The organism is Vibrio sp. R10-SG3-ISO10, assembly GCF_059834185.1.
In genome coordinates this window covers 15,743-34,437 of the sequence record NZ_JCBDHG010000017.1, presented here as the reverse complement: position 1 = coordinate 34,437, position 18,695 = coordinate 15,743, and the positions used below count along the sequence as shown (strand labels likewise).

Genomic DNA, 18,695 nt, shown 5'->3' with positions numbered 1-18,695 from the left:
GATGACATCAATATTCGATAAAGCCAAAGCGAAACGCTTAAAGCAGACAAATTCAGTCTCACAACAAGCAACGGAGGCGAGCGAAAAGCTTGCCAACCAATATCAGAGCGTGACTAAGCATTGTTTAGAGCAACCTTCTTCTCATCAGACACGGGAAAAACTGGAACAGTGGCACAAAGCTCATCAAGAGCACGCCAACCACCACATTATGTCTCCGCCTCACGAGAACTAAAAAGCGAGCCAAATGGCTCGCTTACTCATGCAACTTGTGCAATAGGTTTTCGGTCAGAAATTACTTTGCCATCTTTAATCGTGATAATGCGTTTGGTACGTTCTGCGAGTGCATTATCGTGCGTTACGATAATCAATGTTCGCCCCTCAGCATGAAGCTGATTAAACAGGGCTTCAATCTCTGCACCAGATTTAGAGTCTAATGCCCCAGTCGGTTCATCGGCGAGAATAATTTGCGGATCATTAACTAGGGCTCTAGCAATCGCCACCCTCTGCTTTTGGCCGCCCGACAATTGGTTGGGCTTGTGATCAAGGCGATCACCCAATCCAACTTGTTCAAGCAATTTTGCTGCTCGTCTTCGGCGTTCTTTGGCTTTCACACCCGAATAAACAAGAGGCAACGCCACATTGTCGAGTGCTGTCGCGTATTCGAGCAAATTAAAGCTCTGAAAGACAAAGCCTATTCTTTGATTGCGAATCCCCGCGAGCTCATTGGCACTTAAGCTCGCCACATTCTGACCCGCCAACTGATAGTCACCTGCTGTCGGCTTATCCAAACAGCCAAGCATATTCATCAGGGTCGATTTACCCGAGCCAGACGGACCTAAAATAGATAGAAATTCACCTTGATTAATCGTGAGTTCAACACCATCAAGCGCGCGTACTTCCGCTTCTCCGCTCGAATAGTATTTGCAGATATTATTCAGCTCGACGAGCGATTGGTGTGACATCTTCTCTCCACTATTGTTCTTACTCACTTTGTAATGCCTCCAACGGACTGACTTTCGCTGCTCGATTCGCTGGCAACCAGGCTGACGCAACACCAATAATGATTAAGGTCGTAATCACCACCAGCACCACAATCCAAGACAGTTCAGGAACCGGTTTGCCTAGCTGCTCGTAAAACACATTGCCTTCCAAGCTGATTGCACTAAGTGCGGATACCAGCCCATAAGTAACGCCAAGACCGAGCACTCCCCCTAGCATCATGGTCATGAGTGACTGCACCAGATAGTGCAAGCGGATTGCGGTCGGGGTTGCTCCAACCGCCATTCTTACGCCAATATCACGGGTCGAGCGCTTTACTGTTGCGTACATAACGTTGGCAATACCTACCCCCGCCACAGCGAGCGTGACAAAGCCAATAATGCCAAGGAAACTCTGCAAACCAATTAGGAACTGCTGCATGCTTTTCTGTTGCAGGAACATATCTTCGATTTGTACAACCTGCTCATCATTGACGCTTGCGCCATGCTTACGTGCTATCACTTGGCGAATCGTCTTTGCCAACGCCTTTCTGTCTGCATTCGCTTTAGGCTCGACATTGATACCTGCAATTTCACCGTTGGCGTGAAAACGCTGCCAAGTTGCCAGTGGAACAAAGCTTGAGTAATTGATTTGGTCGCCCTGCTCAATTTCAGCGCTGTTCTTTTTCAGTACCCCAACAACCGTAAACTCTTCACTGCCAATCTTGACCTTTTTCCCCACCGGATTGGCTTGCAGTGTCACTGCAGCAAACCAACTGAAGTCTTCTACAGGGTTAAATAGATCAGCGGCTAACGAGTAACCTAAAACCACGACTTTACGCATCTCTTTTTGATCGAGAGGGTTGAGCCAGCGACCACCAGCTAAAGGTCGCAAATTAGTCAGCGAAGCAAATTCCGTCGTCACCGCTAAAGGCTCTTGCCATGAACCTCGATCACCAGCACTAATACGCTCATTCCATCTTGCAGTGGGTACAACCCCTTTCACCTCGGGTAACGCGCGAACCACGTCCGCATCTTGCGCTTTAAGGGTTAAGAACTTACCTTGATGAAAAGCTCCGTAATCGACGGTCGCCATACCACCAGTCAGATAGATGAGATTACCGTTGCCATTTTGCGCGGTTCTCAATACGCCCTGACGAATCCCTTCGCCAACAGATAACATCGCTGCGATACAAAGTGTCGCCCATGCCACAGCCAAAATTGTCAGACCCAACCTGAGCTTTTCTGCTGCCATCTCTTGGAAGATTTGTCTCATCGGTAACAGCATCATTAAGCCCTCGCACTCAAAGCGATAACCGGAGTCAAGCGTGATGCTCTCCTCGCGGGAAAGTATGAGGCTAGTAGAGCTAAAACAAGCGTCACCAACAGTGACCAAGCAATCGAATCTGGCGTAATCACCGGCGAACCTAACCAATCAGGTAAAGTTACTGTACTTAACAGAGAAACAAGCGCGTAAGAGATGGTTAACCCTAGCCCTGTCCCAACGGCAACTAAGATTAACCCTTCGAGAATGAACTGGCCCAATATCGAATTTTGCGTTGCACCAATCGCCAATCGAACCCCTATTTCGCGCGTTCTCTCCGTCACAGATAAGAACATGATATTAGCTACACCTAGTGCCCCAACGGCCATCGTCATTGCCCCGCTTGCGCCAAGGAAGATCTGAATACCGCGGAAAATCCCTGTAATCAATGCTCCGCCCTCACTGAAATCGGGCAGATTTATCGCCTCTTTATCGCTCGGGTCAAAATGCAGTTGTTTGGCAAAGAAGGTAACTAAACTCTGCCTGAAAGATGCGCTGTCCATACCTTCAACAGGCTTGAGTAATAACATCCACGGCTTTGCATCCCACAAATCGAGATAAGTGGTTTGCGGAACAAAGACCTTGCGGCTATCACCAAAGGAAATCCCCGTATCTTCATCCTTAATAACACCTATGACCAAGAAAGGAATACCGTTGACTTTGACCTGTTCGCCGACCTTAATATTCCCCATTTTGGCAATTTGGTCGCCGAGAACAGCCACTCGCGTATGGTTAATGACATCACTCGGCGAGATATTACGCGAACCAGATTCCAGCTTGCGCTGCACTAAAGAAAAGTAAGATGGATCTATCCCACTCACAAAGCCAGACAACTTCTGCCCTCTAACGTTGGTTACACTGGCGTCCCACTTCGCGTACACCGTCGATGCTTGCGCGACAAAACCCGACTGTTTGAGCATATCGACTTTATCTTGCTCAATAGTGATTTTTCGTCGTGAGGGCATACCGTGCCAAGGCTTACTGGTACTTGAAGGGAAAGCGATTTGCACGTTGTTAACCATAAATGACAATGACTGAGTTTGATGACGATAGAAGCCTTCACCGAGCGCAATCAAAACAACGACAGAAATCACACCCCATGCAATGGCAATGATCGCTAAAATGCTTTTTAGCCTATGTGCAATCAAGGTTTGCCAAGTTTGCTGTAACAAACTGCTCATGAATCAAAAGCCTGAGAAATCAAAGCCATAGTGCTGTCATCTAACTTACCAGCGGTTTGCAGTAGTCCAACTCTCTGACGCCAGTAGTTATATAGGTTGGTTTGCAGGCTATTCTTTGCATCGAATAGACTGTTGTGCGCATTGATCACTTCCGACACTTCAAGAAGACCAGCATCATAGAGCTTCTCTTTACTGCGTAAAACCTTAGCTCGCGATTCAACCAGTTCATCCGCCATCAATACCTGACTCCAGTTGATATCAACCTGACTAAAGCGTTGGATGATGCGTTTTTGGATATCTATTTCTACTCGACGCAAATCTTGTTTGGCACTTAAAATATTAAGCGATGCTTCATCAACCTTAGCGCGCGTCGCCCCATTAAGATCAATCGGCACACTGAGTGTAATCCCGGCATTGAACTCACCGCTTGAGCGTCTATCGTCATCGCTGTAGCCTAGCTTGCCCTTAACCGTCGGGTAATACCCACCCTGCGCAGAGTCTTTAGCAAATTCGCTTGCTTTTACATTCTGCATAGCAACCAATAACTCTGGGCTACTGTCTTTGGCTAGCTTGAGCCACTGATCTTGAGAATCGACTAACATTGGCGGCTGAACAAGCGAATCTGTTCGGACTTGGTCTACCTCTTCAGGCATCTGATTGATCAGTGCAGCAAGCTCTGCTTTTTTGCTTTGCAGCTGAGCTTGAGCCTTGAGAATCGCGGCTTTTTCCGAAACTTGAGTGGCTCTAATTTCTTCCACATCAATGGATTTCACTTTGCCCGCTTTGTATCGTTTCTCGATGATCTTAAGTAACTTAGCCCCTTCTTCTAGTTTGTTTTGCGCCAACACAAGGTCACCCTGAGCACTGGCCATATCGAGATAACTAGAAAGGAGTTTTTGCGCCAATTCATTGTGTGTTTGAGACAGCTCTAATTGGGCTTTTAGCAAGTTTGCTTCTGCTCGGTCTAGATCTGACCACAAGCTGCTATCCCAAATCGTTTGGGAAAGGTTGGCGCCATAGCTGTTAGTATTGTGCGTCGTTTCGTTCCAATTAGCAGAAGCATCGGCACTTAATGAAGGCAGTAGCGAACTACGGCTAGATGAAATGCCCGTTTCACCTAGCTGAACACCTATCTTGGCTTTTTCGTAATTAGGATCGCTCTGCTTTGCTTGTTGCCATGCCTGCTCAATAGATATCGCGTAACTCGGCAAACTGAGGGTTGTTGCCAGTAACACAACACTGATTTTAGATAGGTGCAACTTAGCCATGGGCAGCCCCCATCATCATGCTGTTATCAATGATCTCTTCATCCAATTCAACGCCATCGAGCACTTCCACATTTATGCCGTCTGAAAGACCTAATTTCACTTTCTGTTTATGGAAACCTTGCTCCGAATTATCAGGAATCAGAACATTGGGCGTCTCGCCCTCAAACTTAAGCACACGCTCTGGTAGAGTCAGTACATTTTCCGACTTTTTAAGCGTGATTTGTGCTGTAGAAGAGAACCCCGAACGTAGCAAAATATCTTGAGGAATTTTCAGTTCTCCGACTTCTACCCCGAAGCCATTATCGAAACTCTTCGCCGCTGTCGCATCCGGAGAGTTCAGGTTTTCTGACTGGATCGCCACCTTGGTCAGTACACCTTCTATTTCAACCTCTGGGTATGGGGCTACCGTAAGAATTACCGGCATACCCGGTGACAGTTGCGCCGCATCATGCTCACTGACACTGCCTTTAAAGATCAGGCTTTTCATGTCCGCCAGCGACATCATCTCGGTCGCAGCTTGACTAGATTCAGTTGAGATAATTGGCTCACCGACTTCAACTTTTCGATTGAGGACTGTGCCATCAATCGGTGCATAAATGGTGGAGGTTAAGCGGGCATTACCTATTGAAGCCTCACCACTTCGGATCAACTCAAGGTTTTGGCGTTTCTGTAACACATTGGCTTTAGCTGACTTAACCACCGAACGCGCGGTAACATATTCATCGTAATTACGTGGAATAATGTCTTGCTTAACCAAGCTCTCTAAGTTGGCGAGTTTTTGCTTCGCCGACTCCAGATCCGCTTCGCTACGCATTAATTCAGTTGAGGCATCTGTCAGTGCTTTAGGCGTTGGGTTTGGGCGTACTTTGATTAAAGGCTGGCCCTGTTTTACTTTCTCACCCACTTGGGCGTAGATTTCTCCAACAATCCCGTCAATTTGTGACTTTATCGATACTGAGTGCGCCGGAACGATTTTGCCTACCGCAACCGCCTGTTTCTCAATGGTTCCTTTTACGACTGCCAGCTTAGGAAACGCTTGTGGCTCAGAAGAAGATTGCAGATAAAAATACGCGCCGCCACCTAGCAATGCGACACCGACAGCAGATAAAAGCCAACGTTTAGCCATGGTTTACTTCCAAAAATTGTTTTGCGTAGCCATCAGACTACCTCAAGATTATAAAGTTCCGGTGATGATAGCGTATGTAAAATCAAATAATACATATGAAGTTTGTATGAGTTTGTCGTGCTAAGTTGACAATCAAAAACGGCCAATTGGAATTGGCCGTTTTTTACGAAGCTATTGGGTCTATAAGGTGGCGCTTTTTACCATGCCAGCTTCAGCGTGACCCGGAATGTTGCAGGCAAATTCCACATTATTGTCACCATGGAAATGCCACAGTAACTGTTTGGCTTTTCCCGGTTCTACGGTCACTGTGCTGCCAGAATCATGGGCATGACCAGCCATCGTTTTCATCATCTCACGGTGTTCTAACTGTTCTTTTGCTGAACCAATTGAAAACTCATGGTCTATCTTGCCTGAATTCATTACCACAAACTGGACCACATCATTAGGCTCAATCTTAACCTCTTTCTTAAAACGAATGGTCATATCATCGCTGAGAACAACGTGGACGACCTTGTCAGGTTTTGCACCTGTCGCAGGCATACCTACATCTGACATACCTTCCATATTCATCATTTTTGAGTGATCCATGTCAGAGTGATCCATTGCCATCATCTGACTATGATCCATATCTCCATGATTCATCATCGAATGGTCCATTTGAGCGAAAGCGTATGAACTAACCAAGGCTGTTGTGAGCAATGCAAATGTCTTTTTCATCTTTTATATCCTTACGATTAGGTTGTAGGCAGCAACAATGACATTGCCACCTACGATTGAAGTTATTGGTTTGGAACTTGTTGATTTGAAGCCTGTTGTTTGTCATTAGATAGCTTTGAAAGCTCTCTTTGCTTCCACAGCTTGAAGATTGCAGGCAGTACTAGCAGAGTCAGCAGTAGCGCTGATGCCATGCCGCCAATCATCGGCGCCGCGATACGTTGCATGACTTCAGAGCCAGTTCCATCGCCGTACATAATTGGCACTAAACCTATGATGACTGTTAGTACCGTCATCATCACCGGACGAACCCTAAGTCCGGCACCTTCACGAATGGCGTCCGTCAAATCACCTTTGTGTAACGACTGCAGGTTTTGCACGGCATCGAGTTTACGTTGGTGCCAAGCTTGATTGAGGTACACCAGCATGATGACGCCTATCTCTACTGCCACCCCAGCTAGAGCAATAAAGCCCACGCCTACCGCGATAGAAAAGTTGTAACCTAGGTAGTGCATCAGCCATAGCCCACCTACCATAGCCAGTGGCAGAGTACACATGATGACCAACACTTCCCCTACGCGGCGGAAGCTGAAGTAGAGCAGCAACATAATGATGGCAATGGTGATAGGCACCACTACGCTCAAACGCTGCTTAGCACGCTCCATATATTCATATTGACCAGACCAAGTAAGTGAATAACCCGCAGGTAGCTGGAGCTGCTCACTGACAATGGCCTGCGCTTCGTTGACGTAAGAGCCTAAATCTCGCCCATCGATATCAACAAACACCCAGCCGTTTGGACGGGCATTCTCGGTTTTGATCATCGGAGGGCCATCTTCATAGCGAATGTCAGCCACATCTGCCAACGCGATACGCGCGCCATTAGGTGTCACTAGTGGGAGGTTTTGCAGTTTCACCACCGAATCACGGTAGTCTTGCGGGTAGCGAACATTGATTGGGTAACGCTCTAACCCTTCAATTGTCTCGCCGACATTCATTCCGCCAATCGCCGTCGAGATAACTTGCTGGACATCCTGAATGTTGAGTCCATAACGAGCAGCTGAACGACGCTTAATATCAATCGTCACGTAACGACCACCAGCGACACGCTCAGCGTAGACTGACGCCGTTCCATTGATTTGATTTAGAAGCGGCTCAAGCTCGCCACCGATTTGCTCTATCACCTTAAGATCAGGCCCGGCGATCTTAATGCCTATCGGTGTCTTGATCCCTGTTGCCAGCATATCGATACGCGTTTTGATCGGCATGACCCATGCGTTGGTTAAACCTGGGAATTGAACCAGTTGATCAAACTCTTTACGTAACGACTCCGTCGTTACCCCATCGCGCCATTGCGCTTTGGGTTTGAGTTGAATCACAGTCTCGATCATGGTCAGTGGCGCCGGATCAGTGGCAGTTTCTGCCCGACCAATCTTGCCCCATACCGTCTCAACCTCAGGTACAGACTTAATTAACTTATTGGTCTGCTGTAATAGCTCGCGCGCTTTACCAATAGAGATCCCCGGATAGGTGGTCGGCATATACATCAAGTCACCTTCATCTAGAGGCGGAATGAATTCACTGCCGAGTTTACTCATTGGATAGTAGGCAGAGGCAAGCAGACCTAATGCCAATACAATCATGGTTTTAGGATAAGTTAAGCTTAAGTTGAGTAGCGGACGATAAAGCGCAATGAGCGCCTTATTTACTGGGTTTTTGCTCTCTGGCAGCACTTTACCACGAATGAAATAGCCCATCAGAACAGGCACTAGCGTAATCGCTAAACCTGCAGAAGCCGCCATCGCATAGGTTTTGGTGAACGCAAGTGGTGAGAACATCTTGCCTTCTTGGCCTTCTAGCGCAAACACGGGAACAAAGCTCAAGGTGATGATCAGTAGCGAGAAAAACAGCGGCGCACCCACCTCTTGCGCAGCCTTACCTATTACTTCCCATCGGTTGTTATCATTGAGAGGCGTACGCTCGATGTGTTTATGGACATTTTCAATCATCACGATCGCCCCATCGACCATTGCTCCAATCGCAATCGCAATACCGCCCAACGACATGATGTTGGCGTTAATACCCTGCCAATGCATCACAATGAAGGCTGACAAAATCCCCACAGGTAAGCTCAGCGCAATCACCAACGACGAGCGGATATGGAACAAGAACAAGGCACAAACAATCGCAACTACGATGAACTCTTCTGCCAGTTTTTTCCATAAGTTCTCTACCGCCGAATCAATCAATGTCGAGCGGTCATAGGTCGCTTTAATCTCAACACCAGGAGGCAGACTTCGCTGCAGATCTGCGAGTTTGGCTTTGACGTTAGTGATCACTTCACTGGCGTTTTCACCAAATCGCATCACGATCACGCCACCAACCGCTTCACCTTCGCCATTAAACTCAGAGATGCCTCGGCGCATTTGAGGGCCAAGGTTAATATCTGCGATATCACCGAGTAGCAGAGGCGTTCCTTTGTCTGTCACTTTAAGTGGTAAGGATTGAATATCTTCAACACTCGATAGGTAACCAGTGGTACGTACCATGTGTTCCGCTTCCGCCACTTCGATGACTGAAGCTCCTGTTTCTTGGTTGCCTTGCTGAATTGCCTTGTTGACTTGTTGCAACGTCAGGTTATAAGCACGGAGTTTGGCCGGATCAATTTGTACTTGATACTGTTTTACCATTCCGCCAACAGTCGCAACCTCAGACACGCCATCAACAGTTTGCAGCTCATACTTTAAAAACCAATCTTGCAGCGAGCGTAACTCAGACAGATCGTGTTGACCTGTTTTGTCTTGCAAGACATAGCTGTATACCCAACCTACCCCTGTGGCATCAGGCCCGAGCGTGGGCTTCGCCCCAGAAGGAAGATTCGGAGCCACCTGACTGAGATATTCCAGTACCCGTGAACGCGCCCAATACATATCAGTATCATCGTTAAATATGATATAGACGTATGAGTCGCCAAAGAATGAATAACCCCGCACTGTTTCTGCACCGGGAACAGCAAGCATGGCCGTTGTCAGTGGATAGGTGACCTGATCCTCTACCACCTGAGGCGCTTGACCGGGATAGCTGGTTTTGATGATCACCTGAACATCGGAAAGATCGGGTATAGCGTCCACTGGGGTGTTTTTCAGACTATAAAGACCACCTAAGGTTAAAGCTAAAGTCGCAATCAGTACTAGGAAACGATTACTGATCGACCATCGAATAATCGCACTAATCATACTGGCTCCTCACTCACCGTGATTTGCTTAAGTAGGTATTCCGCCCCTTGCTTTTCAACTAGAAACCGAACTTTCTGACCTTCCTCAAACCCAGATAAATCCACTTCATCACCCACCGAAAAGTTCATCTCTCCGGCCTGCCAACCCCATTCCGCGACAGGTAAATGTTGTAAGGTAATCATGCCGAAGTCCGCCATCAACATGGTGATATCTCCGCTTACCCACACCTCATTGGCGACAACACTGTCACCGACTCGATAATCAACAATTTGATACTGACCTTCCGGCATCTTTTGCATCTCAAACTCTATGGCTTGGCCCGATTTCAGCTCTTGCATGTTTAGCGGCTCAGCTACGCTAAAGTTCATCACCATGCCCGGCCATTGCCATTCAGGAACGGCTTGGTGATTGATGGTCAGCATTCGATGCCCTGCCATTACATCGGTGATTTCACCTTGAGCCCAAACAGTCTCAGCTGGTGGCTCAGTGCCATTAATTCGCGACAGATCGGCAGATTGGCTAGATTCTGAATCCAACATAAAGTGCGCCGACGTCACAACACTATCGCCTAGGGTAAGTCCTTCAAGTACCTCGACACTCTCGCCTGCTTCTCGACCCACATTGATGCGCGCAGAGCGATACTTTCCGTTGCCTTCTGCAAGCACTACACGGGTCATTCCTCCGGAGCGAATCACGGCAGATTTAGGGACGGTCAATACTGACTCTTGGGTAACGGGCTGCAAGGCAATATTGGCAAACATATTCGGTTTGAGTTCACCATTGTGGTTGGGGAACTTCAGACGCACCCGCAAAGTTCGCGTGCTCGGGTCAAGAATGGGATAGACATAGTCCACTTCTCCTTGCCACTGACCATCAGGTATCGCATCAAGCGTCATCGTGGCAATGCTGCCTGCTTGCATCCAATGGGCTTGACGCTCAAAGACTTCCGCATCAACCCAGACTTCTTCCAGCGGGCCTGCACTGATCACCGCTTGCGCTGGCGATAAGTACCCCCCTTCGCGAATATTCAAGCTCGCGATAACGCCATCCGCCGGCGCTTTAATCTCGATAGATCGAGACGCTTTACCTCGCTTCTTGATTGCTTTAATTTGTGCGCGATCAACCCCTAAGGTCACCAAGCGCTCGGTCGCCCCTGTCACCAAACCACTTCGACCGGTTCGATAGGCGTTGAGTAACTCTTCTTGCGCTTTAATTAGCTCTGGAGAGTAGAGCGTAAATAACACTTCACCCTTCGCGACTTTTTCTCCTACCGCATTGATATTGAGCTTTTCAACCCAGCCGGCAACACGCACATTGGTTTGCCATAAACGACTTTCATCAAACGCAACGTAACCAACGGTTTCAATCCTCGGTGACAATCGCTGCTTCTCAACTGCCGCGGTTTTCACTCCGAGGTTGTTTTCTACCGATGGGTCTATCGTCACTGTGCCCGGCTTGTTGGCATCTGAAGCCATATCCTCGGCATAGACAGGGATAAGATCCATCCCCATTGGCGATTTACCCGGTTTATCGCGTTGGTAATTTGGGTCCATCGGTGCCACCCAATACAAGGGCTCATTTGAGTCCTTACTTGGAGCCGCAGCATCCGCCATGTTCATCAACGAATGGCTAGGTAAAAGCTGACTCACCCCAAAGCCAATACCACCACCAATCAATAGTGCGATCGTCGCTACCTTAAATGTTTTCATTTTTGTTCCTTATTGTTCTACTGAGTGATTTCAGGTAGCGAGACCTGAAACTCGAAAGCGCTAAATAGCGTCGCTAAGTTACTCTTGACGATGTTTAGATCGGTCAATAAACGTTGCTGTTCTAATTGCAAGGCAAGGTCATCTCTCGTGGCGGCGATCACGTCGCTAAACTGCGCTGTGTTATTTTGATAACCACGTTCGACGGCGAGAATTCTTGCGCGCGCTTGAGGTAATAAGGTGGCTTGGTAGCGTTCAAGACGTTGATTTAAATTACGCTCATCAACCAGTAGCGCGTTCACTTGGGCATTCATCTGCGCCAACAAAGTATCTTTCTGAGACTTAGTCGCCCCAACTTGATACTGCGCTGCGGCTAGGTTTCTATCTTGTCGATTGCCCGTAAACAGCGGAACATCGACAGTCAGATAGGCGCTGACAAGATCAGAGGCAGGCTCGCCCATCATGTTGTTTGCCTGTCGATAGGCATACATCACTTCAACACCAACTTGAGGTGTATAAGCTTGTTCGGCGATATTGACCTGAGTTTCATTCACAGCTATCGAAGCATCGATCATCTGCACCATTGGATGTCGTTTAAGTAACTCGAAGTGGTCGGTTTGGTTTGCGTTGCTATCTAGCTTAGTTGCCAAACTGTGCCAATCTAACTGATTGCTCGCTCGCAAATCACTGTGTTGATTGAGCCAGCCAATGCCTAGCCACTCAGAGAATTGAGAGATCAATCGAGTTTGCATTTGCCCGTTAGCTTGCAGTTGCTCATCAAGCTTGCTGACTTGAAGCTGAGCATTGAGTAAGTCTTGAGATTCACTCTTACCAATTGAATAGTTGGTTTGAATAAAGCCCTGTAGCTCGACGAGTAGCTGTTTGTTTTCTTGCAGAATCTGCTCAGCTTGTTGCAAATAACCCAGCTCTAACCACAACTGAGTCATCGCATTAGCAACTTCAAGTTCGCGCGATTGCAATTGCAGTGTCACGCCATCCGCTTGTTGGTTCGCTTTCTTACGTTGCAGTTCGAGTGTCGAGCCCCGTTCAAACTGCTGCATCAAACCGACCGAGATGTTGGTCATTGGGTCTTCATCAAACTTAAAGCTTTCGGTTGGCAAACCGCCAAACCCCACCTTCAGTTTTGGGTCCATTAAGGTTGAGTTAGCAATACCCGTTTCTCTCATTGCGAGTGATTGGGCGTAGAGCTGTTTACGATTGGTATCATTATTTAACGCAGTATCAATCATCTGCGCCAGTAAATCGCGAGGTGGCTGCGCTGCTAAATCGGCCTCAGCCAATGCAGCAGTCGGGGCAAACCACAACGCTGCACTTAGCGTAAGTGCCAGACACGTTGGTTTAGTCTTCACGTAGTAATCCGTTTCTATGTGCCTAAAAAGGCATAAAAGCGCCTCTTCACGAACAAATCGTAAAGAGATGAAGTAATAGAAAACGAGTTACGCTATTGGGGGGCGATACAGGGAGGACGTTTGGTTGATCGGCACACTCCTATCGTCTCGGACAATAAGAGCAAGATGGCTAGAAGTCGAGTGGACTGGCTGATAGTGATTAAGCAAAGCAAAGACTGTCATGCACATCACGTCGCAGCACATGTGCTGACTAGGCTCGGACTCACACTCCTCCATCATCGTCGGGGAATGTTCTTCTAGATTGGATTTCATCGGCATATTGCATGCGCTTTGAGAATGATGCATTGAGCTTGCGTCCATCATTTCAAAGCTCATTAAAGGCGCGCTGCTAGATAGCGTCGAGAACAGCATCGAAAACATGCTGATCGCAACAATCCAGATTTTTTGGCTGACTCTGAACGTCATAACGCACCTAATAATGAACAATCTCGTTTATGCTAAACCTTACCCTAAGGGGAGGGTCAATTACTCTTTACCTATCCGGTGACAAAAACTTAGACCCTAAGCCAAAACTCTGCGGCTTAAACCGCTTGTAATGAAACAAAAACGTCATATTGAGGTCCCAAACTACTTATTAAGTAAATTGTCATCTAAATTTGTAGGTAGGAATAATCAAGGTGCGCACTATGGGTAAGCTTGTCACATTACTACTGTTGTTGAGTTACTCATCGTTTTGCAGCGCAGAGGTCGTTAACAGAACCGTTAACTTTGTGATTGGCGATTGGGAGCCCTACACCAGCAGCCAAGATAACCTCAACTATAAAATCTCAGAGACGCTAGTCCGCGCCGCTTTTGCCACACAGGATTATCAAGTCAAAATTGAGTATCACCCTTGGAGTCGCGCTTATCGCTACGCCCAAACAGACAAGTACGACGGAACTTTCCCTTGGTTTAAAAACAGTGAAAGGGAAGCATTATTCCTATTCTCATCACCATTATTTGTGCAGAAGATCGTCTTCTTTTATCACAGCAATAGCCAATTTGACTGGCAAGACATAACCGACCTCAACCAATATCAAATCGGTGCAACTCAAGAATATGAAGTAACCCGCTTAATGCAATCTAACGGGGTAAAGCTCGAAATATCAAACTCTGATGACGTCAATTTCATTAAGCTTGGCAAGCATAGAATTGACGCCTACCCCGCAGGGCTAGAACGTGGCTACTATATGCTTGGCAATTTACTTCCAGCCATGCAAATTAATCAGCTCAAAGTGCATCCCAAACCGATTATCGAAAATGACATGTATGTGATGTTCTCAAAGCAAAACCTCAGCCGCAGCCAAGAACTCAAAGAAGCCCTTCGTTTAGGGATCGAACAACTCATAAAGTCAGGGGAGTATCAGAAAATCATTGATGTAGAAAAGCAGATCACTTCTTCATCATCTGGAGTTCAACCAGTTGATTGACACCTGTATTCCAAAAGCCCACTAGCATAGGCTAGTGGGGTGATTTGCGAGTAAATCTATTTAGCTAGCTGGTAAAAGATATTAAGCATAACTTGCTCACCTTTAAAGTTCTTACCGCCGTTGACCATTAAGAAGCTACCAATCGCAAAATCACGAGTGGTCATTTTCGCGGCGCCAGAAGCCATAGACTCTTTACTCACACTGGTACACATCGCCATATCGCTGGTAAAGCTACCTATCTGCAAAAAAGCTGCAAGGGCAAACATCGAAGAATTGAATAAAACTGCAAATAAAAAACTAGGTAGGCAGATAGCAAAACGCCGCTAGTAAAAGCGGCGTTTTAAATGGGTGGAAGCCCCAGCCACATCCCGGCACACAAGTCACTCGCTGCGGCTGCTTCCTTCCGGACCTGACCGAGTTCACGAGCTATTGTTGCGGGAGGACCAGGGCCTCCATAGATTCTGTTTCCTTAGCATCGCTAAGGAGTGAGGGGATTATCAAACATCCGCTGGGGTATTTCAAGTCTAACACCGCAGAAAACGCCTCATTTCGTTTCAACTGCTTAGTCAGTAACCATTAATTGAGATAGTGGACGTTTTTATCGCCATTCACATCTTCATTAGCGCATTGCTTTGACTGTTGTTTATGCTGATACATCGCTTCATCGGCTTCGTTGAGTACTTCTTGTAAACTCATAAATGTTCGCCTTGGCAATGAAATGCCAATAGCCACTGAGATATCAAATGACAACTGTTGCTCTTGAGACTGAAAAGGAACACGCTGCAGCTTTTCAAGTAACGTGCTCACCTCTTCTCTGTCTACTTTACCAATCAGGATAAACTCATCACCACCGATACGATAGCAACGCCCCTTCCATACTTTTTCAATGTGCGCTGCGACACTTTTCAACACTTGGTCGCCCACCTCATGTCCATATGTATCATTAATTTGCTTGAATCTATTCACATCAAGATAGATGACCGTAAGATCAGCATTTACGCCACTGAGAAACCTCTGATGCATGGACCGACGATTCTTTAGACGAGTCAAAGGATCAGTATTGGATTGGCTGTGTAGGTACATCGATACAATCAACATAAAACCAATCACCATGACAAAAAGGATATGGCTTTTCCGCGAAAAGGCTTGTTCTGCTTGCAACGTTGCACGCCAGTTAGGCTGATAGTCATATTGCTCTATCAGTGAAGCAATATCTAGCATCTTTATCGCACGGGTAAACAGCGGAGCTAAGTTCGCCCCCATGTCATTTTTGGCAAAGCCAATCGCAATATCAGAGCGATAAAAACTGCCAATCATTTTGTCTTCTTCTAGGGGTAATAAATCACTTGAGTCGCGCAATCTCTTGTTAAAACTTGCACGAGTAATCGCCATATAGTCAATTTCTTCACTGAGTAGCGCATCAAACATTTGCTGCGATGTCGTGTAAGAACGCAGCTCTTTGTTTGGCAGTAATTGCGTCAAAAGATCCGCAAAAAAATCGTCTTTTAATACGCCTATTTCTTCTACGATTAGTTCAGAAACATTACTATAAACATTGTCTTTATAGCCTTCTCGCTTGATCATAACAACTTCAGGGAAGTAATAGGGGTCACTGAATTCCGCAATCTGTTTACGCTGGTGAGAAACAATTAGAGGAGCGAGAATATCGATTCGCTTTGCCACCAAGTCTTGATACATACTTTCCCATGTCTCTTTTGCATCACTCACCACTTGGCAGTTAAGCATCAAAATCTTACACGCTTGCAAGACCACATCGGCACTGATCCCTGTCACTTGTCCATTTTTATGGTACATCGCGTATTGCCCTACGGGTTCGAGTTTTACTCGATAGGTGCGATTAAGGTTTAGATTACTGTCTATGACTGATTGACGCAGCGCTTGCTGACGGAGTTCAAATTGATACCGTTTAACTGATTCACGAAGACGTTTCTGAATTCCAGCGGTATGAATGTATGACTCTATAGTTTTAAGCAGATCTCGATGAATCTGCTTGGGTGCAATGATCGAGACAGGCTTGATCGACAATTGGTGATTCAGAAGCTGCGCATCGTAACCTGCCAACAACATGGGCTTTAATTGGTTAATCGCATCAACAATACCATCCACTTTTTGAGTTTCTAGTAACGACTTTGCTTCATCATGACCAGCATACTCAATCTGAGTAATATGGGGATAATTTGCCGCAATAAGCTCACCATAGATGGTCCCTTCCGGGATACCAATAATGTCCGCCGAGTCTAACGTGTCATTATGGGCACTATATAAATAGGTAAATTCAATGTTGGTTGGACTTGAGAAGTCGAAGTACTTGGCACGCTCTGGGGTATAAGTGACGTTTGCGGCAAAATCAGCCTCTCCGCTCTTAACCGCCTCAAGAATGTCACTAAAGCTCGGGTAGTAGACGTATTCAATCTCAATACCAAAGCGTTCAGAAACTGCATCAAAAAGGGTACGCGTGACGAAGTCATCGGCTTCAATCCCTACTTTATAGGCAACATTACTCATCGCTGAAGGCGCGCAGAATATGCTAATGATAAGTAGAGTCGTTCGCCAGATAAGACCCATTTTGATCATAAATCCCTTTTGAATAGTTATGGCACGTCAGTAAGTTGCCATATTGGTTTAAGCCATTCCTTGACTGACCAGAGCAGATTTTCGGCAATTCTGACACAACAAGTTACATATGCCAAGCCTGCATCTTCAGTCAAAAAAGTGGATTTATTATATATCTTGATTCTCTTCGACACTGCGGAGAATGTAGTCCGTCATCCAAGCCGTTCCTAGTAGGCAAATCCATACCACAAACACCGGGTTCGGTACTTCAATATTGGGCGAAACAACCAAGGCAGCAAAACCAACCGTTGGCAATGTCCAACAAAGTAACTTACTCCAGCGAAAGGTTTTAAGCTGAGATAAGCTCTCCATCGAAGCCATGATTCCGGTGATACATAAAGCGATTAATGCAGCATAAGAGAGATCTGCTATCCAGAGAGGAAGAATTAATCCAAGTGCCCACCAGCTGTGCTTGTTTGATGGTTTCCAGTGTGAAGCGGCCCACCATATAACGGCAACCGATAGGGTTTGAACGAGCGTGACAATAGGCTCTCCTGCTAGCTTATCTCCGGCTTGCGTGACCATAATACCTATCAGTAAGGTCGCGACGATTAAGAAGCTAGTGAGTACCACACCGAGACTACTGCGTCTTGAAAAAGCCACCATTAACAAAGGAAATAAGACCCACAAGCTAACTGAAAGTGTGATAGGTTGATGAGGAAGGGTTAAACCGTAGGTTGTCATCGCGGCCATTAATACCAAGCCAACAAGACCGCCTTGAGGGAAAATCCATAGCGCAGGGATCACCAAGGCTAATACAGGAATATCGCCCTCGCTTATGCTGATAGCTCGAGCACAAACAACAGCTAACAGAGTTGTCACTAAGAACTGAAATGTAGAAAATACCATGCCCTCTCCTTATCCATTCCTTGGAAATCTGTACTAGGACACTGTCATTATGGACCAGTTTTTAATGCAAATCTTTGCAGTAATTCACCAAATTCCCTCAGGAAAAGTCAGTACTTACGGCGAGATCGCAAAAATGGCGGGTTATCCCGGTTACGCACGCCATGTAGGAAAAGCGCTAGGGAACCTACCTGCTGACAGTAAACTACCTTGGTTTCGCGTGATTAATAGTCAAGGTAGAATTTCACTAAAAGGGCAAGATTTAACACGCCAACGTGAAGCGCTAATTGCGGAAGGGGTGGAAGTGACTAACGATGGAAGAGTGAAACTAAGACTCTATCGATGGCAGCCCTAAGGCTGCCATAAAAAATCACTAGTTGCGAACGCCAACAAGTCGCAGATCAACATTCTCTGTCTTATCAGCATCCGTAATTACCGGGTAAATAGTATCAGTGATAAAGCGTAGCTTGCCGTTCACTTCGATACGAGCACTGACACTGTAGCGATGACGCGAATCGATCTTTGAGGTGTGGTAAGCCAAATCAAACTCAAACGGCGACTGCGCTCCATTAGTTTCAAATCGATGTTTAGCGATCACCTTAGCAGGAGCATCCGCCAAAGAGACATCTTGCAAAGTCACTGTAATCAATGAACCTTTTGGCAATGCAATTCGCTCTCGATAGGAGACGGTTCCGGTCACGCTTTCGACTTTATTTTGTGCTTGCGTTGTCTCAGGAGATTGGCAGCCGACAAGTACTAAACCTAGTACTGCTGTAGCGACTAGCGCGAACATTTTCTTCATTGAATACTCTCTTAACTTATTAGATTTTAGAGAATTATAAGT

At 46.5% G+C, this 18,695-nt stretch carries 17 protein-coding genes and 1 other RNA gene; 3 read left to right on the top strand and 15 right to left on the bottom strand.

All coding sequences use genetic code 11. The features are described from left to right. Position 1 precedes the first annotated feature (1 nt). Complete coding sequence (locus AC6R16_RS08255; protein ID WP_500674097.1) at positions 2-232, top strand: hypothetical protein; 231 nt, start codon at positions 2-4, stop codon at positions 230-232. A 25-nt stretch (positions 233-257) separates the two neighbouring features. Here the strand turns inward: AC6R16_RS08255 and AC6R16_RS08250 are convergent, their stop codons facing one another. From AC6R16_RS08250 to AC6R16_RS08205, 10 genes are all read right to left on the bottom strand, one after another. Then, entirely contained in the window at positions 258-962 is a 705-nt protein-coding gene (locus AC6R16_RS08250) for an ABC transporter ATP-binding protein (protein ID WP_500674215.1), read from the bottom strand. 19 nt (positions 963-981) lie between these two features. Then, positions 982-2,265 carry an ABC transporter permease gene (locus AC6R16_RS08245; RefSeq protein WP_500674214.1) on the bottom strand — a complete coding sequence of 428 codons (1,284 nt, stop codon included), beginning with the start codon at positions 2,263-2,265 and terminating at the stop codon, positions 982-984. Positions 2,266-2,267: 2 nt separating this feature from the next. Then, positions 2,268-3,482 (bottom strand): ABC transporter permease, encoded by a 1,215-nt coding sequence (locus AC6R16_RS08240; RefSeq protein ID WP_500674096.1) that lies wholly within the window; start codon positions 3,480-3,482, stop codon positions 2,268-2,270. Continuing rightward, entirely contained in the window at positions 3,479-4,750 is a 1,272-nt protein-coding gene (locus tag AC6R16_RS08235; RefSeq protein WP_500674095.1) for a TolC family protein, read from the bottom strand. Before AC6R16_RS08235 ends, AC6R16_RS08240 begins: the two co-directional genes overlap by 4 nt. Next, positions 4,743-5,876 (bottom strand): efflux RND transporter periplasmic adaptor subunit, encoded by a 1,134-nt coding sequence (locus AC6R16_RS08230; protein ID WP_500674094.1) that lies wholly within the window; start codon positions 5,874-5,876, stop codon positions 4,743-4,745. Before AC6R16_RS08230 ends, AC6R16_RS08235 begins: the two co-directional genes overlap by 8 nt. 180 nt (positions 5,877-6,056) lie before the next feature. After that, the gene (gene copI / locus AC6R16_RS08225) at positions 6,057-6,593 is read right to left on the bottom strand and encodes a copper-resistant cuproprotein CopI (protein ID WP_500674093.1); all 537 of its coding nucleotides are present in this window, start codon (positions 6,591-6,593) and stop codon (positions 6,057-6,059) included. Between the two features lie 62 nt (positions 6,594-6,655). Further along, positions 6,656-9,826, bottom strand: coding sequence for an efflux RND transporter permease subunit (locus AC6R16_RS08220; protein ID WP_500674092.1), 3,171 nt, complete (start codon positions 9,824-9,826; stop codon positions 6,656-6,658). After that, positions 9,823-11,535, bottom strand: coding sequence for an efflux RND transporter periplasmic adaptor subunit (locus AC6R16_RS08215; protein WP_500674091.1), 1,713 nt, complete (start codon positions 11,533-11,535; stop codon positions 9,823-9,825). Before AC6R16_RS08215 ends, AC6R16_RS08220 begins: the two co-directional genes overlap by 4 nt. Positions 11,536-11,552: 17 nt before the next feature. Beyond that, positions 11,553-12,902 (bottom strand): TolC family protein, encoded by a 1,350-nt coding sequence (locus AC6R16_RS08210; protein ID WP_500674090.1) that lies wholly within the window; start codon positions 12,900-12,902, stop codon positions 11,553-11,555. Positions 12,903-12,989: 87 nt separating this feature from the next. Next, a complete protein-coding gene (locus AC6R16_RS08205; RefSeq protein WP_500674089.1) occupies positions 12,990-13,367 on the bottom strand; it encodes a hypothetical protein in 378 nt (125 codons plus the stop codon). Between the two features lie 221 nt (positions 13,368-13,588). Between AC6R16_RS08205 and AC6R16_RS08200 the strand changes: the two genes are divergently transcribed. Next, complete coding sequence (locus AC6R16_RS08200) at positions 13,589-14,371, top strand: substrate-binding periplasmic protein (protein ID WP_500674088.1); 783 nt, start codon at positions 13,589-13,591, stop codon at positions 14,369-14,371. 56 nt (positions 14,372-14,427) lie between these two features. Here AC6R16_RS08200 and AC6R16_RS08195 read toward each other — a convergent pair whose 3' ends face one another. The 4 genes from AC6R16_RS08195 to AC6R16_RS08180 form a co-directional block, all read right to left on the bottom strand. Continuing rightward, positions 14,428-14,637: a hypothetical protein gene (locus AC6R16_RS08195; RefSeq protein WP_500674087.1), complete on the bottom strand. Its 210-nt coding sequence runs from the start codon at positions 14,635-14,637 to the stop codon at positions 14,428-14,430. Positions 14,638-14,723: 86 nt separating this feature from the next. Continuing rightward, positions 14,724-14,820, bottom strand: an RNA gene (ffs, locus tag AC6R16_RS08190) — signal recognition particle sRNA small type. Positions 14,821-14,947: 127 nt separating this feature from the next. Further along, positions 14,948-16,957, bottom strand: coding sequence for a diguanylate cyclase domain-containing protein (locus AC6R16_RS08185; RefSeq protein ID WP_500674213.1), 2,010 nt, complete (start codon positions 16,955-16,957; stop codon positions 14,948-14,950). Between the two features lie 156 nt (positions 16,958-17,113). Then, positions 17,114-17,854, bottom strand: coding sequence for a VP0952 family biofilm-associated protein (locus AC6R16_RS08180; protein WP_272785322.1), 741 nt, complete (start codon positions 17,852-17,854; stop codon positions 17,114-17,116). A 49-nt stretch (positions 17,855-17,903) separates the two neighbouring features. On the opposite strand from AC6R16_RS08180, the gene AC6R16_RS08175 reads away from it, so the two are divergent. Further along, the gene (locus AC6R16_RS08175) at positions 17,904-18,206 is read left to right on the top strand and encodes a DNA base-flipping protein (protein WP_500674086.1); all 303 of its coding nucleotides are present in this window, start codon (positions 17,904-17,906) and stop codon (positions 18,204-18,206) included. An 18-nt stretch (positions 18,207-18,224) separates the two neighbouring features. Here the strand turns inward: AC6R16_RS08175 and AC6R16_RS08170 are convergent, their stop codons facing one another. Further along, on the bottom strand, positions 18,225-18,653 hold the full coding sequence (locus AC6R16_RS08170) for a YbaY family lipoprotein (protein WP_500674085.1): 429 nt from the start codon (positions 18,651-18,653) through the stop codon (positions 18,225-18,227). Positions 18,654-18,695: the final 42 nt, after the last annotated feature.

Coding starts and splice junctions, on each gene's coding strand:
- AC6R16_RS08175 (WP_500674086.1), top strand. CDS start 17,904: ATGGACCAGTTTTTAATGCAAATCTTTGCAGTAATTCACCAAATTCCC.
- AC6R16_RS08170 (WP_500674085.1), bottom strand. CDS start 18,653: ATGAAGAAAATGTTCGCGCTAGTCGCTACAGCAGTACTAGGTTTAGTA.
- AC6R16_RS08200 (WP_500674088.1), top strand. CDS start 13,589: ATGGGTAAGCTTGTCACATTACTACTGTTGTTGAGTTACTCATCGTTT.
- AC6R16_RS08180 (WP_272785322.1), bottom strand. CDS start 17,854: ATGGTATTTTCTACATTTCAGTTCTTAGTGACAACTCTGTTAGCTGTT.
- AC6R16_RS08230 (WP_500674094.1), bottom strand. CDS start 5,876: ATGGCTAAACGTTGGCTTTTATCTGCTGTCGGTGTCGCATTGCTAGGT.
- AC6R16_RS08220 (WP_500674092.1), bottom strand. CDS start 9,826: ATGATTAGTGCGATTATTCGATGGTCGATCAGTAATCGTTTCCTAGTA.
- AC6R16_RS08245 (WP_500674214.1), bottom strand. CDS start 2,265: ATGCTGTTACCGATGAGACAAATCTTCCAAGAGATGGCAGCAGAAAAG.
- AC6R16_RS08255 (WP_500674097.1), top strand. CDS start 2: ATGACATCAATATTCGATAAAGCCAAAGCGAAACGCTTAAAGCAGACA.
- AC6R16_RS08205 (WP_500674089.1), bottom strand. CDS start 13,367: ATGACGTTCAGAGTCAGCCAAAAAATCTGGATTGTTGCGATCAGCATG.
- copI (WP_500674093.1), bottom strand. CDS start 6,593: ATGAAAAAGACATTTGCATTGCTCACAACAGCCTTGGTTAGTTCATAC.
- AC6R16_RS08195 (WP_500674087.1), bottom strand. CDS start 14,637: ATGTTTGCCCTTGCAGCTTTTTTGCAGATAGGTAGCTTTACCAGCGAT.
- AC6R16_RS08240 (WP_500674096.1), bottom strand. CDS start 3,482: ATGAGCAGTTTGTTACAGCAAACTTGGCAAACCTTGATTGCACATAGG.
- AC6R16_RS08215 (WP_500674091.1), bottom strand. CDS start 11,535: ATGAAAACATTTAAGGTAGCGACGATCGCACTATTGATTGGTGGTGGT.
- AC6R16_RS08185 (WP_500674213.1), bottom strand. CDS start 16,957: ATGGGTCTTATCTGGCGAACGACTCTACTTATCATTAGCATATTCTGC.
- AC6R16_RS08235 (WP_500674095.1), bottom strand. CDS start 4,750: ATGGCTAAGTTGCACCTATCTAAAATCAGTGTTGTGTTACTGGCAACA.
- AC6R16_RS08250 (WP_500674215.1), bottom strand. CDS start 962: ATGTCACACCAATCGCTCGTCGAGCTGAATAATATCTGCAAATACTAT.